General features: G+C 43.5%; 15 protein-coding genes. 2 read left to right on the top strand and 13 right to left on the bottom strand.

Annotated features, from left to right (window positions below):
* Positions 1-39 precede the first annotated feature (39 nt).
* A complete protein-coding gene (locus ACLI1A_RS07525) occupies positions 40-1,011 on the top strand; it encodes an NmrA family NAD(P)-binding protein (RefSeq protein WP_411407734.1) in 972 nt (323 codons plus the stop codon).
* A gap of 18 nt (positions 1,012-1,029) precedes the next feature.
* A complete protein-coding gene (locus tag ACLI1A_RS07530) occupies positions 1,030-1,947 on the top strand; it encodes a helix-turn-helix domain-containing protein (protein ID WP_411407736.1) in 918 nt (305 codons plus the stop codon).
* A gap of 293 nt (positions 1,948-2,240) precedes the next feature.
* Here ACLI1A_RS07530 and ACLI1A_RS07535 read toward each other — a convergent pair whose 3' ends face one another.
* The 13 genes from ACLI1A_RS07535 to ACLI1A_RS07595 form a co-directional block, all read right to left on the bottom strand.
* Positions 2,241-4,463, bottom strand: a complete 2,223-nt coding sequence (locus tag ACLI1A_RS07535; protein WP_411408034.1) for a RelA/SpoT family protein — start codon at positions 4,461-4,463, stop codon at positions 2,241-2,243.
* Between the two features lie 185 nt (positions 4,464-4,648).
* Positions 4,649-5,401: an SDR family NAD(P)-dependent oxidoreductase gene (locus ACLI1A_RS07540; RefSeq protein ID WP_411407738.1), complete on the bottom strand. Its 753-nt coding sequence runs from the start codon at positions 5,399-5,401 to the stop codon at positions 4,649-4,651.
* A 133-nt stretch (positions 5,402-5,534) separates the two neighbouring features.
* Positions 5,535-5,810, bottom strand: a complete 276-nt coding sequence (locus ACLI1A_RS07545; protein ID WP_411407740.1) for an ArsR/SmtB family transcription factor — start codon at positions 5,808-5,810, stop codon at positions 5,535-5,537.
* 44 nt (positions 5,811-5,854) lie between these two features.
* On the bottom strand, positions 5,855-6,406 hold the full coding sequence (locus ACLI1A_RS07550) for a cupin domain-containing protein (RefSeq protein WP_411407742.1): 552 nt from the start codon (positions 6,404-6,406) through the stop codon (positions 5,855-5,857).
* A complete protein-coding gene (locus tag ACLI1A_RS07555; RefSeq protein ID WP_411407744.1) occupies positions 6,406-6,933 on the bottom strand; it encodes a hypothetical protein in 528 nt (175 codons plus the stop codon). The genes ACLI1A_RS07550 and ACLI1A_RS07555 overlap by 1 nt, the downstream gene beginning before the upstream one ends.
* Before the next feature lie 3 nt (positions 6,934-6,936).
* Positions 6,937-7,731, bottom strand: a complete 795-nt coding sequence (locus ACLI1A_RS07560) for a TrmH family RNA methyltransferase (protein ID WP_411407746.1) — start codon at positions 7,729-7,731, stop codon at positions 6,937-6,939.
* A gap of 82 nt (positions 7,732-7,813) precedes the next feature.
* Positions 7,814-8,593, bottom strand: coding sequence for a hypothetical protein (locus ACLI1A_RS07565; protein ID WP_411407748.1), 780 nt, complete (start codon positions 8,591-8,593; stop codon positions 7,814-7,816).
* Positions 8,594-8,622: 29 nt separating this feature from the next.
* Complete coding sequence (locus tag ACLI1A_RS07570) at positions 8,623-8,826, bottom strand: hypothetical protein (RefSeq protein WP_411407750.1); 204 nt, start codon at positions 8,824-8,826, stop codon at positions 8,623-8,625.
* A 9-nt stretch (positions 8,827-8,835) separates the two neighbouring features.
* On the bottom strand, positions 8,836-10,179 hold the full coding sequence (locus ACLI1A_RS07575) for a DUF58 domain-containing protein (protein WP_411407752.1): 1,344 nt from the start codon (positions 10,177-10,179) through the stop codon (positions 8,836-8,838).
* Entirely contained in the window at positions 10,179-11,249 is a 1,071-nt protein-coding gene (locus tag ACLI1A_RS07580; protein WP_411407754.1) for an AAA family ATPase, read from the bottom strand. Before ACLI1A_RS07580 ends, ACLI1A_RS07575 begins: the two co-directional genes overlap by 1 nt.
* Complete coding sequence (locus tag ACLI1A_RS07585; RefSeq protein ID WP_411407756.1) at positions 11,246-12,433, bottom strand: DUF4350 domain-containing protein; 1,188 nt, start codon at positions 12,431-12,433, stop codon at positions 11,246-11,248. Before ACLI1A_RS07585 ends, ACLI1A_RS07580 begins: the two co-directional genes overlap by 4 nt.
* A gap of 1 nt (position 12,434) precedes the next feature.
* Positions 12,435-13,265 carry a DUF4129 domain-containing protein gene (locus ACLI1A_RS07590; protein WP_411407758.1) on the bottom strand — a complete coding sequence of 277 codons (831 nt, stop codon included), beginning with the start codon at positions 13,263-13,265 and terminating at the stop codon, positions 12,435-12,437.
* Positions 13,266-13,281: 16 nt separating this feature from the next.
* Positions 13,282-14,259: a stage II sporulation protein M gene (locus ACLI1A_RS07595; RefSeq protein ID WP_411407760.1), complete on the bottom strand. Its 978-nt coding sequence runs from the start codon at positions 14,257-14,259 to the stop codon at positions 13,282-13,284.
* Positions 14,260-14,268: the final 9 nt, after the last annotated feature.

Below are 14,268 nucleotides of genomic sequence, written 5' to 3' on the forward strand. Positions count from 1 at the left end.
ATTAGTGTAATTCGTGGCTAAAACCAGAATCTAAAAAAAATGGCTACAACAACCGTAGATTTGGCTACGTGCAGGTTTTGGTTCCTGCCGAACTTTGCAGTACACAAAATCACTAAAAAAATGAACATAGTTATTACAGGCTCATTGGGCCGCATCAGCAAACCGCTCGTACAGGAGTTAATTGAAAAAGGGCACGCCGTAACCGTTATCAGTAGCAAGGCCGAAAGGGCAGGGGAGATTGAAGCCGTAGGTGCTACGCCTGCTGTTGGCGCTGTTGAAGACACCGAATTTTTAGCTCAAACTTTTATGGGTGCCGACATAGTATATCTTATGGAACCACCATTAAATTTTACCAATCCAGGTATCGACATTCTTGAGGCTTGGGTGAATATCGGACGCAGCTTTAAGAAGGCGGTTGCCCAGTCAGGTGTAAGGCAAATCATCCACCTGAGTAGTATTGGCGGGCATACCGATACGGGCAACGGTATGCTGGCAGCCCACCATCATATAGAAAACTTACTGAACGAGCTTCCCGAAAGTGTGGCCATTAAGTTTATGCGCCCGGTAGGATTTTATTACAATACGTTTGCGTTTATCCCTACCATTAAGGCTTCCGGCAGTATTTACCAGAATTACAGTGGCGATATAAAAGAGCCTTGGGTTTCTCCGTTAGATATCGCTGCTACCATTGCCGAGGAAATGGAACTACCGTTTGATGGACGTACTGTGCGTTATATAGCCAGTGAGGAACTTACCGGTAAAGAAGTGGCTAAAATACTGGGTGATGCCATAGGGGTGCCGGATATTAAATGGGTGGAAATACCTGATGCAGCTTTTGAAGAAAATTTGATAAAAGCAGGTCTTACCGCACAGGCAGCTAAAGGGTTTGCCGATATGAATGCAGGGCGCAGGGAAGGATTGTACAACGATTACAATGCTAATAAGCCCATTTTGGGGAAGGTTAAGTTGGCCGATTTTGCCAAAGACTTTGCGTTTGTATATCACCAATAATAGCCTTACCTTGTACGTATGGAAACACCGTTGCGCATAAAAACTATTAGCGATTTTCATAAGCTCAGGGGCTTGCCGGGGCCAAACCACCCGCTGGTAAGTGTGGTGAATTATGACGAAATAAAACACGCCCCAGAAAACAATCTTAAGAGCTGGATACTCGATTTTTACAGTATTTCGGTAAAGCGAAATCCGGGTATGAAAATGAAGTACGGGCAGCAACAGTATGATTTTGATGATGGCGTAATGTTTTTTATGGCGCCAAACCAGGTATTTGGCGTGGAGTACAATCCTGATGCACCCCCCGTGCACCACAAAGGCTGGATGCTGCTCATTCACCCTGATTTTTTGTGGAATACGCCGCTTGCCAAAAGCATTAAACAATACGATTATTTCGGGTATGCGGTAAAGGAAGCACTATGGCTGTCTGAAAACGAGGAGCAGGTACTAAGCGGCATCATTGACAACATTAAAAATGAGTGCCGTGCCAATATAGATACCTTTACGCAAAACATTGTCATAGCGCAGATAGAACTGCTTTTGGCGTATGGCGAGCGTTTTTACCAGCGGCAGTTCATTACCCGTAAGGTAAACAACCATCAGTTGCTGGATGGGCTTGAATCGGTCTTGGAAAATTATTTCAATGCCGATAATCTCGCTGATAAAGGCTTGCCTACGGTGCAATACATAGCCGATGCACTTCATGTGTCGCCCAATTATCTCAGCGGCGTACTAAAATCGGTTACAGGGCTAAGTACCCAGCAGCATATTCATGAAAAACTGATTGAAAAAGCCAAACAGGAACTCTCGGCAACTACCCTAAGCGTTAGCGAAATAGCCTATCGCCTTGGTTTTGAACATCCGCAGTCGTTCAGTAAGCTGTTTAAAGCTAAAACAAACCTTTCCCCACAGGAGTTCAGGCAGTCGTTTAATTGACTGAAGATTGGTTTGTTGTTTACTTTCAGTGTTTTAGGTTTGAGTGAAGCTATTCCCCTCTTGAGAGGGGGTAGGGGTGTGTAATGCAAAAATTAATTTTTTCACCACAACGGTCACAAAGTTTTTTCACAAGGTTTACAAGGTAAAATGAATTATGTTTGAGAGTTCACAAAGGCTTTCCTTCGGAAAGCTAGAGAGTTCACAAAGTAATTATATCCTGACGATAAATCTCTTATAAATCATAAAAAAATCCGGAACTATATTAGTTCCGGATTTTATGCTTCGTAAGATTGCTAATTATTATAAATCCGCGTCACCTTATCTATGCCGTCTATCTTCTTAATGTTGTCTATCAGCTTTTTAAGGATGGTATTGTTTTGCACCACAACCGTAACCTGCCCGTTAAACACACCCGCGTTTCCACTAAGTGATATGCTTTGTATGTTTACGTGCATGTTGTTACTAATCACCTTAGTAAGCTCATTGGTAAGGCCCAGGCTGTCCATTCCCGTAATTTTTAGGGTAGCCTTAAATTCTTCCTGGCTGCTGTCTATCCACTTAGCCGGGATAATACGGTACGCATAGTTGCTTTGTAGCCTTATGGCGTTAGGGCAATCGCGTTTGTGTACCTTAATCCCTTCGTTAATGGTTACAAACCCAAAAACATCATCGCCGGGGATAGGATTACAGCAGTTGGCCAGCTTATAATCCAGTTTATCATCGTTTTTACCAAATACCAGCAGGTCATAGTTTTTGCTGAGTTCCTCACGCTGTATTTGCTCAGGGGCTACCGTTGGCGACTTGCGTATTTTGCCCTTAAAGAAGTTCATAAACGTATTGCTCTTCAGGGCTGCATAGTCCTTAAGCTGCTGGTTGTCTATACTGCCTATACCCACGCGGTAAAACAAATCCAGACTGGTTTTTAGCTTAAAGTAGCTTACCAGTTCGTTTACCGTAGCTTCATTAAGCGTAATTTTCAGGTGCCTCATTTTACGGGTAAGGAGTTCTTTACCGTCTTCGGCTATTTTTTTGGTGTCTTCGTTTAATACGTTTTTAATTTTGTTCTTGGCACGAGCTGTGGTTACGTAGTCCAGCCAGTGCGAGTTGGGTTTCTGGTTTTGGGAGGTAATTACTTCTACCTGGTCGCCGCTGTTCAGCACGTGGTTTAGCGGCACCAGTTTACCGTTTACACGTGTACCACGGGTACGTATACCCACTTCAGAGTGTATACTAAACGCAAAATCCAGCGAAGTGGCACCCTTAGGCAGCGACTTAATTTCTCCCTTAGGCGTAAACACGTATATTTCTTTGGCGTAAAGGTTTAGTTTAAAATCCTCTACAAAATCCACAGCATTCCCCGATGTGTTTTCTAGGGCTTCCTTCAGCAGGTTCAGCCAGGTTTCCAATCCGTGTTCTTCGGTGGTGGCGCCTTGCTTGTATTTGTAGTGGGCTGCGTACCCTTTTTCGGCTACTTCGTCCATACGCTCGCTGCGAACCTGTATTTCTACCCAGCGGCCTTTTGGCCCCATAACGGTAATATGCAGGGCTTCATAACCGGTACTTTTAGGCGATGAAATCCAGTCGCGCAGCCTGCTGGGGCTTGGGCGGTAATGGTCGGTTACTATAGAATATATTTTCCAGGCAAGGAATTTCTCGTCGTGCTGGTTAGATTTGTAAATGATGCGCAGGGCAAACTTATCGTACACCTCGTCAAATGTTACCCCCTGGGCAAGCATCTTACGGCGGATGGAATATACTGATTTCGGCCTGCCTTTTATGGTGTACTCTATGGCTTCTGCATCCAGCGATTTTTTAAGCACATCGCTTATCGATTTTATGTAAGCATCCTGTTCTTCCTTGCTCTCCTTCATTTTGCTTACAATATCATTGTAAACAGCAGGTTCGGTGTACTTAAGGCCCAGGTCTTCCAGTTGCGTTTTTATATTATACAATCCCAGGCGGTGCGCCAGCGGAGCGTATATGTACAGCGTTTCACTGGCTATTTTTGCCTGCTTGTAGTCGGCCATGCTGTCCATGGTTTGCATATTGTGCAGACGGTCGGCAAGCTTTATCAGTATTACCCTTACGTCGTCGTTAAGGGTAAGCAGCATCTTACGGAAGTTTTCTGCCTGCAGCGACATTTCCTGGTCGGTCTTTACCTGGGCTATTTTGGTAAGTCCTTCTACAATTTTTGCAATTTTCGGGTTGAACATGTTCTTAATGTCCTCTACCGTTACATCAGTATCTTCTACAACATCGTGCATCAGTGCTGCAGCAATGGATGTGGCTCCAAGGCCAATTTCAGATGCAACAATCTTTGCCACGGCAATAGGGTGGAAAATGTATGCCTCCCCCGATTTGCGGCGTTGATCCTTGTGCGCATCTACAGCTACGTCAAATGCTTTACGGATAAGTTTCTTGTCTTCTTCGGTAAGCGTTTGATAACTAATGCGCAAAAGTTCTTTGTATTCTTTTGCTATTGCCTTGTTTTCCTGTTCTATATCAATCTCAGTCATAATTCTCGTCATCTGCCTTAAATATACGGATTTCCTACATTAAAAGCAAGGTGATTTGTGTATTCGTTTATTTAAAGGTTATATGGTTATTCCTTGTTTAGGAGCAGGGGTGACGACACTAAACAAAAAGCCCTGCCAAAAATGGCAGGGCTTGCAGACACTGAGAGAAAACTAAAAACAAACAATTATATTAGTCCGCCAGCTACCCTGATTACCTCGCCGGTAACCCAGGCAGCGTCGTCACTTGCCAAAAAAGTAACGGCGCGGGCTATATCGTCGGGCTGGCCCACACGACCCAGCGGTGTTATGGCAACAATACTTTTTTCGAAATCACTGCCCGAAAAACCTGAAGATTGTGTGCCCTCTGTTTCCGTAAGTCCGGGTGCAATAACATTTACACGGATATTTTTTGGAGCAAGTTCTTTTGCTAACGCTTTTGAAACGGTATCAAGCGCGCCCTTTGTAGCCGAATATATCGTAGAACCAGCGGGAGGGTTTGTTCCTACAACCGAACTGATGTTAATAATGCTACCTCCGGTTTCAGGGAAATGCTTTAACGCATGCTGAGATACCAGGATAGGGCCATAAACGTTTGTTGTAAACTGGCGGTCGTAGTCTTCGCGTGTAATTTCATCAAGGGTGCTCCATGCGTAGATACCGGCGTTGTTTACCAGTATATCCACACGGCCAAAGGCTTTTACGGTTTCATCAAACAGTTTTTGTACATCGGCATCATTGCTTACACTGCCTTGTACGGCTATGGCACGGCCACCATCGGCTGCTATTTGCGCTACGGCTTTGTCTGCACCGGCTTTATCTCCGGCATAGTTTACGGTTACTGCTGCACCGGCTGCTGCCAGGCTTTTGGCTATTCCGGCACCTATACCTTTGCTGGCACCTGTTACTATGGCTACTTTACCTTCTAATTTTAAACTCATGACTTTAAATTAATTTATTTAAATATTTCAATGTTTTTAAACCAAAAAAAGAGCAGAAAAAACTGCCCATGTATGTTGGCTTTACCGATGCAATATTACTAAATAAATTAATACATTTAAATTTTTCTATATATTATTTTTCTACCAATGAATTTAGGAAGTTGATGTAGCCTCCAAAAACATCAGTGTCAATGGTGTAGCGAATGTTTCGTCCTTCTTTTTCAGCGATTAACAAACCGGCATCGGTAAGTTGTTTAATATGATGCGATACCGACGGCTGTGCCAACTCTATCATGTCGCACAGGTGTGCACACGGCATCCAGCCATTCTTTTTTACCTCCTGCATAATGCGCAGACGATGTGGGTCGCCCAGCGCTTTCGAAATCCGTTCTATATCCTTTGCCTTCATATACTATTGAAAAATGCAAATTTATCAATTTAATTTGTGATTACCTAACGGCAGTATTTTTCAAGTAAATGCTGCTCAACGCCTTTCTTTACCGCGCGTTTATAAAACAAGCCAAACAGTGGTGCTATAAACTTTGCCGCAGGGTGGCTAAAGTGGGTATCGCCCCAGTGGTACATTACGGCTATGTGCCAAATGTTTTTAGGCACCTGGTTTTTGGTTACGGTGCGCCTGTCGTTTACCAGCCCGAACATGGCCATTAAAAAATTCTCGAAATCAGGTTGTGCCGGCGTAAGCTTTACCCTGAAGACTATGGTTTCGGCGGTATCGTTAAAAAAGCGGTGGTGTTCGTTTGGTTTTACAAGTGCCGTTTCTCCCGGACTGAGGTACTGTTTCTTTTTACCAAGTTGCAGGCCCAGTTTGCCTTTAACGGCTATAAACTCTTCGGTAAAACCCTTGTGATAGTGCAGCGGGTTGCCGCCACCGGGAGTTAAGCTTACCTCAAAGTGGGTAAGTGCGCCGCCCGTATCGGTTGCGCTTTGCAGTATGGTGGTATATTCACCGTTTATGGGGTTATGGTAGGTTTTGGCACCGGGCATTACTTACAGCTAAATTCACATTTTATTTTACGGAGTTTCCCTTTTTTAAAGTAAAACATCCACAGGCAGTTTATGTCTTTTTCCTCAGGAAGCAGGCTAATTATTTCCCAGGGTTCATCGGTGCCGTCATCTTCCGTATCTACAAGAGCGGCGGCATCGGGGTAGGTTTTACCAAAACTTTTTAGTGTTGTAGTATGATCAAACCAATCGTCTTTCTGCTGAAAGTACATATTTTTCCGTGGCGAAAAATCAAGCTCCCTAAAACTCAGCGTACCGTTTACCAGCAGGTAGCGAGCACCTTTGTAGTACAGCATTTGTCCGTTTTTATCGGTTTCATTGTTGCACAACTGTTCGGGTAGGGCAGTGGTAATGCTATCGGCTTTTTTGTATACTTTTTCAAATTCTGCCAATGTAAGGTGCATGGGTATTTTATTGCTCACCTTTCCGGTTTGCCATGAAAACAGCTCGTTGTTTTGTGCCCCCGCAAAAATAGGTAGTAATAGTATTAGCAGTATTTTCAGCTTCATTGCCTAAAGTTTAAAATCACGTTGACGTTTGGCTTCAAATATAAGGATTGCGGCGGCAACTGATACATTCATGGAGTCAATTTCGCCTTGCATGGGTATAATTATATTTCGGGTAGATTCGTCGCGCCAGGCCTGGGTAAGCCCTGTAGCTTCGGTGCCTACAACAAGGGCGCTTCCGGTAGTATAATCCTGCTGGTGGTACAATGCCGAATCCTGTAATGTGGCACTGTAAATACTAATGTTTTTCTGCTTAAGGAATGCTATAACCTCGTCGGTAGTACCGGTGGCTATCTGGTTAGTAAACAGGCAGCCTACACTGCTGCGAACAATATTAGGGTTATACAGGTCGGTTTTAGGGTTGGCTATAATCACCGCATCAAGCCTGGCTGCATCGGCAGTGCGCAGCATAGCACCCAGGTTGCCAGGCTTTTCGGTAGCTTCGCAAACGAGCACCAGCGGGTTTTCCTTCAGCTGAAGGTCAGCAAGAACCAGGCTTTTTGTTTTGGCTACGGCAATTACCCCTTCGGTAGTATCGCGGTAGGCCAGTTTTTGGTAAACCTCACGGCTTATCTGTATATAATCAGGATTAGTTCCGGCTATGGCGCTAACTTCTGTTTCGCTAAGCATTTCAGGTACAAATAGTACGGTTTCCAGTTCGTAACCGCCTTTGCGTGCCAGTTCCAGTTCGCGCTGGCCTTCTATAATAAAAGTGCCGCTTTGCCTGCGGGCCTTGGCTTTTTCCTGTAGTTGTACAAGCTGTTTTATATAGGGGTTTTGCGCGCTGGTAATCTGTTTCATGTGCTTATTTTACTAAACGCAAAGGTACCTGAAATTTTTAAATACTTTTTATAAGTGTTGCAACATTGGAAGTAGTTGTGCTCTAACCCGAAAATTTAGCAAACAACCGTTGTTTTACCTCTATAAAACTGCGGTGGTTTAGTGGGAATTCCAGCAGTACGTGGCCAAGGCTAAGGGCAAATAGCCATTTAAGCCCGATATTATAGTCAATGATATATAGTACTACCGATGCTACCCAAATAATCATTATGGCTACAAGGTTTATAGTCTTGGTATTGTGCCATTGTATTACCGATGTTTTGCTAAACCAGTTAAGGTAGTGGTATGTATACGCAAAGGCTATAAAGCGCATAGCGCGTATGCCGGCATCCGAAAAAAATATGGGCAACTCTGCCGGGTGGTAACCTTCGGGCGATTGTGAAGAGGTAACTATAGTTGGGTCGAATGCATTGTACAGCGAAAGTAATACTTCATTCATCCTTAGAAAGCCCGAATAGCTGTAGTGTATTTTTCGGGTTACGGTTTCTATATTAAACTGTTTGCCTGCCAAAAGCGCCACAAGTGCACAGCTAGTAAATACTATAAGCGATGCCATTCCGGTTTTGCTGCCCGATTTTAGTGCACCTACCAGTATAAACAAACCGGTAAATATAAACACGTGTACAAGGGTAGGCATAAGTATAGAAAACACAACACGGAAATAATCAGGGAACAGCATAAATAGCAATACACCCACGGCTGTAGCTCCTAATGTAAATACGCCCTTGCGTTTAGGATCCTTAAACAGTACAAACCCCAGTGCTGAGGCAAAGATGCTACAGGTAATAATGGGTATATATTCCCTAAAAGGAAGCTGAAACAACAGCAAAACTGTTATGAGTATACAGCCGCCTATAATATACAGATAGTCGTATTTAGCAGTGGTAAATACCCTTTTTTGTGCAGCCAGTTAATCTCGGTAAGGTAATGCAGCGGTCCTAAAAAGGCATACACAAACAAAAACGTTTGGAACGGCCATAAAAAAGCTGGAACCAGTGCTACCAGCATCAGCAGTATATTAATACGGTCTATGGCAGCGGTTCCTAATTTTTTCATGGCCTGTTTTTATAGTATACCCCGTGCTTTTATTTCAAGGTATTTGTTAATGCTGTCTATGGTAAGGTTTTCCGGTTTGGTAAGCACAGAATAGATACCGTACTTACGCAGCTCGTTTACAATAAGGCGTTTTTCAAAGGCAAATTTTTCGGCAATAACCTTGTCATAAATCTCCCTGATGTTGTCTGCGTTTTTATGAATAAGCTTTTCAAGTTCCACGTTCTCAAAAAACACTACTACAAGCAGGTGGTTCTGCGCTATACCTTTAAGGTAAGGTAGTTGCCTTTTAAGGCCATCGAGTGTTTCAAAGTTAGTGTATAAAACAATAAGGCTGCGCTGGGTAATGTTCTTTTTTATCTCGGCGTACAACCTCCCGAAATCACTTTCAAAAAAGTTAGTGTTTACGTTGTACAGGCTTTCCTGTATCTTTTGCATCTGGCCGGTACGTCGGCCGGCCGGTACAAAGTTTTCTACCCGTTTACTAAAGGTAAGCATACCGGCTTTGTCTTGCTTACGGGTTATAACGTTGCTTAGTACCAGTGTGCTGTTTATGGCATAGTCCAGCAGGCTAAGCCCGTTAAAAGGCATTTTCATTACCCTGCCTTTGTCTATGGCCATGTATACGCTTTGCGAGCGTTCGTCCTGGTACTGGTTTACCATCAGCTGGTTTTTCTTAGCGGTGGCTTTCCAGTTTATGGTACGTATGTCGTCTCCCGATACATATTCCTTTATCTGCTCAAACTCCATGGTATGGCCCAGCCTGCGTATTTTTTTTATCCCGTATTCAAACAGGTTGTTGCTAAACGCCATAAGGCTGTACTTACGCAGTTGCAGGTAGCTGGGGTAGGTGGGCACCATAGCGCCTTCGCCAAAAATAAACCTACGGGCTACCAGTCGTAACGGGCTTGATACGTAAATGTTCAGTTTACCAAAGTGGTACTCGCCACGCTGGGTAGGGCGGAGGTAAAACCCAAACGCCGTACTATGCCCGGCCTGAACGGTACGGTGCAGCTGAAAGTTGCGTTCCTGAAACTGGAACGGCAATTCGTCTATCACCTTTACCCTTACCGGGAAACTGTAACCGTTTTGTATGTTTACGGTTACGGGGTTATCGTCGCCGTTGCTGAATTTTTCGGGGGTAACGCGGCTGGCCTCAAAAGAGTGATTGCTTACAAAAATAAGCAGGAAATCAAGCAGCACAAACCCTAAGAAAATGTAGGTGAGAAGCCAGGCAACGTTTAAAAGCGACGGGAAAAATTGGGATACAAGAAACAGTACCAGTATACCCATAAACAGGTAAAAGGCAAAGTTGTTAATGTATATGCTCTTAAGCCACTTTATAAGCTGCTTCATTAGCGCGGTATTTCTACGGTGTCTACAATCTGTTTAATAATCTGTTCGCCGGTAAGCCCTTCCATTTCACGTTCAGGAGCTACTACTACACGGTGCCTTAGTACCGGTATGGCTGCGTCTTTTACGTCTTCAGGTGTTACAAAATCACGACCCCTAAGTGCGGCATAGCCTTTAGAAGCGTTTAATATGGCTATAGATGCCCTTGGCGATGCACCCAGGTACAGGAATGCATTTTCGCGGGTATTGGCTACTATTTTAGCTATGTATTCTAAAAGCTGTGGCTCTACAGTTATTTGTTTTACCACTTCCTGATAGTTTAGTATATCCTGCTGGGTAAGCACCTTACGCACGTCTTGCAGCTTGTCTTTGCCTTTAAGTGCGTTTTCGCGCTGTAGTATCACTATTTCTTCGCTAAGGTTAGGGTAACCTATGCTTACTTTAAACAGGAACCTGTCCAGCTGTGCTTCCGGCAGGCGGTAAGTACCTTCCTGCTCCACAGGGTTTTGTGTGGCTATAACCAGGAATGGCGGCTGCATGGCATATGTTTCGCCCTCTACGGTAATCTGGCGTTCTTCCATAACCTCAAACAATGCAGCCTGAGTTTTGGCAGGAGCACGGTTTATTTCGTCTATTAGAACGAAGTTAGAAAATACAGGGCCTTTCTTAAAGTTGAATTCCGACTTCGATAAATCGAATACCGATGTACCCAATATGTCGCTCGGCATTAGGTCGGGCGTAAACTGTATACGGCTAAAGTCCAGCGATAGTGCTTTACTAAGCAACTTAGCTGTTATAGTTTTGGCTACACCCGGTACACCTTCTATAAGCACGTGTCCGTTACTTAGTATGGCTACCAGTATCTGGTCTACCACCTTGTGCTGGCCCACAATAACCGAACTTATTTCGTGCTTTATGGCGTCTATACCACTGCGCAGGGCATTTAGGTCTATCCTGTTATAAAAACTTATCGATTCGCTCTGCGGTGCAGGAGGCGTTATACTTTCCGGTTGTGGCGGTTGTTGTGGTTGTGTTTGGTTTTCTTCGTGGTTGATGTTGTCAAATTCTGTCATAACCTTAATTTTTCAATGGCGTTATTTATAGCTATTACGTCAGCTTCGGTGCTTGTAAAGTTGTTGCGGTGTTTTTTTATGAGCAATACCGCGCGCTCTATGTCTTCTACCGGTTTCCCGGTTTTTTGGTGCATGCGTTCTATAAAAACTTCGTTCAGCTCATAGGTATCTATAAGATACTCTGTACGTACATGCTCCAGGAAGTAAATAATTTTTTTTGCAATAATGGTATGGTGGTTTTTTTCCTGGAAGTATAGGTTACCTATGGTTTTTGTAAAATCAATAGTAGTATTAGGTACCGGTGGCAGTATGGGCACTACGCGCTGCCTGCGCCTTGCATTAAAGAATATAAATATAAACAGGGCTATTAGCGCTAACCAGAAAAATGCCCTGAATGCAGGCTTGCTGAGGAAGTAGCTTAAAACGCCACGATCATCATCGCCGGCTCCGTTGCCGGTTTGCCATATCAGTTGGCCCACAGGTATTTTAGAGGCTACGTCCTGTACATACTTATAGTTGTTGTCTTTAAGCATATAGTAGTTAGAAAACGCGGCAGGCTCTGTATGCAGCAGTATGCGTCCCTGCCCAAATTTTGCCTCAATAAAATTAGGCACCAGGGTGTCTTTGGTCTTTTGGTACCCCAGTATGGTTATGCTGTCCTTTACAGGGTGTATGCTGTCAAAATACACTCCGCTGGTAGCAAGGGAGTATTCATACTTGCTTATTTTTTTATTTTGTACGTATAGCTGTACGGTGTCCTGTTTTTCAAAATAATTGGTTTGCAGGTGCAGCGTATCGGTTATGATGTCCGGAAAATTAGTCATGGACAGCATTACCGTATTACCATGATTTGCATAGTTAAGCAGCTCGTTTGCCGACTCCGCATCTATGGTATTGGTGTAGTCTATTTTTAAGTAAGAACCGGTTTTGTTGTACTGGTTTTTTTCATAGTTATAGTCGGCATCAAGATATTCGTAAGCAGAGGAGCTGAACTTAGTAATCTCGTGATTGCTGAACAGGCTTTTACTTTCCTCATTAAATACGTACAGCCCCAGGGGTATTTTATCGTATGTTTTGTACGTGGGCGACCAGTCCAGTTTTTTAGGAGCTGCAGCACCTGCTGCAATCATTAACAGTATAATGACAACAAATATGGGGATTATGATGATTAGCGTCTTCTTCATATTACAGGGAGTTTAGGGTTTTCTTAAATGCCTTTTCTGCTTTAGAAAAAGCCTCACTGTCTATTTCAAATTCGCCATACCAGCAATAGTCATATACGTATGACAGGTACTTAAAGTCATCTCTAAGGTTATTGTCTTTAATTTCGTAATAGTAATCAGTATTGGTTTTGTCCCAGTTCCAGTCTATAATACCACGTGCCGAAAGCCTTTTTAACAACCAAAGATAATAATAGCGCACCGCAAGCCTGTAGTCGTTTTGGTCTACGGCAGTAGCGGTAAGTACATTAAAATCCATTTCATGGATGTTTTGGCCTTCTTCCTCGCTCAGCGGACTGATTTTTTTAGAAGAACGCCCAAATATCCAAACGCCTTCTTTTTTCAGTATGGCACGTACTATAAAGTATACGGCTGTTAATACCAGCCCCACTGCCAGGATCCTGAAGAACCATAGCAGAAATAATCCGTCGCCTCCGCCTGATTTACTACCGCCAAACAGGTTGTCAAAAAAGCGTGCTATAGCCCTTAAAATACGTTTTAGCAGGCTTTCGTCTTCAGGCTTCTCGCTGTAGTCAAAATCGTCATCGTCATTGTATTTGTCCTGAAACTTATCTTTAAATTTTCGTTGGGTATATACCGGTGGCGGTAAAGGTTCTGCGGCTTGTTTTGGTGCTTCCTGAATGTAATCTTCGTCGTAATCGTTTTCCACAAAGTTGTCAATTACGGTAGATGCAGCAGTATCTTCAGAGGTAATGGTTACATCGCCACTGTTATTTTGTGCAAAACTGCCTGCCGGTATGCCAAGCAATGCTATGTAGAGTAAAAAACGGGTCACTTGGTTAGTTAGTGTATTAAATGGCTTGTATTGCTTTTTTCATTTTGTGGTTTACCACAGCCGGGTAAATAAGATAGTACCATGAAATTACTGAAAGCGTAAACAAAATTATAAAAATATTAAGGGCAATGGGCATATCGGGCGAATAACGCGTTACAAAACCTTCGAGTATACCTGCTGCAATGGTAAACGGTATGGTGCTGAACCATATTTTTAAGGCGTTGCGAAAACCTATTTTAAGCGATTCTATGCGCGAAAAAGTTTTAGGGAACAATATGGCAGCCCCAAATACAAGTCCGGCGGCGGCTTCTATAACCATACCGAAGATTTCCATGGCTCCGTGTATCCATATACCGCGTACGCTGGCCCAAAACACGTTGTGCTCATAGAAGAAATACTGGAAAGACCCCAGCATTATACTGTTTTGCATTAATATATATGCTGTGCCGAAACCGGCAAATATACCGGCTACAAACTCTAAAATACCCACCTTAAGGTTGTTTACGGTAATGCCCACGGCACCGGCCCAGTCGGCTCCTTGTTTGTACACCGCTACCGGATTACCTTTTTCTATGTTCTCCAGTGTCATGTTTACATAGTGGTCGCCCAGTATAAGGCGTACAAAAGTGCTGTCATGCGAGGCAGAAAATACGCCTATAAACACAAATATGAAGAATAATAGAAAGGCATACAGTACGTAGCGGCGGTTTTGATATACTATAAGGGGCACATCTGTTTTAAAGAACTCCACCAGCCGGTTACGGTCTTCGCGCTTGGTTTTGTATATCTTTTGGTAGGTAAGTGCCGCAAGGTTGTTAAGGTAAATAACCGACTTGCTTTTTGGGTAATAGGTTTGTGCATACGCCAGGTCGTTTACCAGGTGTATGTACAGGCTGGCAAGGTCGTCTGGATTTTTTTTAATTTTCCCCGAAATAGCCTGCTCAAAATCGAGCCATTTTTCTTTATTTTGTTTTATAAACGCAACTTCTCTCATAGTAGCGCT

Origin of the sequence: Flavobacterium sp. RHBU_3 (assembly GCF_046613565.1) — a bacterium.
GTDB lineage: Bacteria > Bacteroidota > Bacteroidia > Flavobacteriales > Flavobacteriaceae > Flavobacterium.

What these genes read in the sequence shown, in the direction of transcription:
- ACLI1A_RS07595 (WP_411407760.1), bottom strand. Translation starts at nt 14,259, where the DNA reads ATGAGAGAAGTTGCGTTTATAAAACAAAATAAAGAAAAATGGCTCGAT.
- ACLI1A_RS07570 (WP_411407750.1), bottom strand. Translation starts at nt 8,826, where the DNA reads ATGAAAAAATTAGGAACCGCTGCCATAGACCGTATTAATATACTGCTG.
- ACLI1A_RS07535 (WP_411408034.1), bottom strand. Translation starts at nt 4,463, where the DNA reads ATGACTGAGATTGATATAGAACAGGAAAACAAGGCAATAGCAAAAGAA.
- ACLI1A_RS07550 (WP_411407742.1), bottom strand. Translation starts at nt 6,406, where the DNA reads ATGCCCGGTGCCAAAACCTACCATAACCCCATAAACGGTGAATATACC.
- ACLI1A_RS07525 (WP_411407734.1), top strand. Translation starts at nt 40, where the DNA reads ATGGCTACAACAACCGTAGATTTGGCTACGTGCAGGTTTTGGTTCCTG.
- ACLI1A_RS07580 (WP_411407754.1), bottom strand. Translation starts at nt 11,249, where the DNA reads ATGACAGAATTTGACAACATCAACCACGAAGAAAACCAAACACAACCA.
- ACLI1A_RS07575 (WP_411407752.1), bottom strand. Translation starts at nt 10,179, where the DNA reads ATGAAGCAGCTTATAAAGTGGCTTAAGAGCATATACATTAACAACTTT.
- ACLI1A_RS07585 (WP_411407756.1), bottom strand. Translation starts at nt 12,433, where the DNA reads ATGAAGAAGACGCTAATCATCATAATCCCCATATTTGTTGTCATTATA.
- ACLI1A_RS07555 (WP_411407744.1), bottom strand. Translation starts at nt 6,933, where the DNA reads ATGAAGCTGAAAATACTGCTAATACTATTACTACCTATTTTTGCGGGG.
- ACLI1A_RS07545 (WP_411407740.1), bottom strand. Translation starts at nt 5,810, where the DNA reads ATGAAGGCAAAGGATATAGAACGGATTTCGAAAGCGCTGGGCGACCCA.
- ACLI1A_RS07560 (WP_411407746.1), bottom strand. Translation starts at nt 7,731, where the DNA reads ATGAAACAGATTACCAGCGCGCAAAACCCCTATATAAAACAGCTTGTA.
- ACLI1A_RS07540 (WP_411407738.1), bottom strand. Translation starts at nt 5,401, where the DNA reads ATGAGTTTAAAATTAGAAGGTAAAGTAGCCATAGTAACAGGTGCCAGC.
- ACLI1A_RS07530 (WP_411407736.1), top strand. Translation starts at nt 1,030, where the DNA reads ATGGAAACACCGTTGCGCATAAAAACTATTAGCGATTTTCATAAGCTC.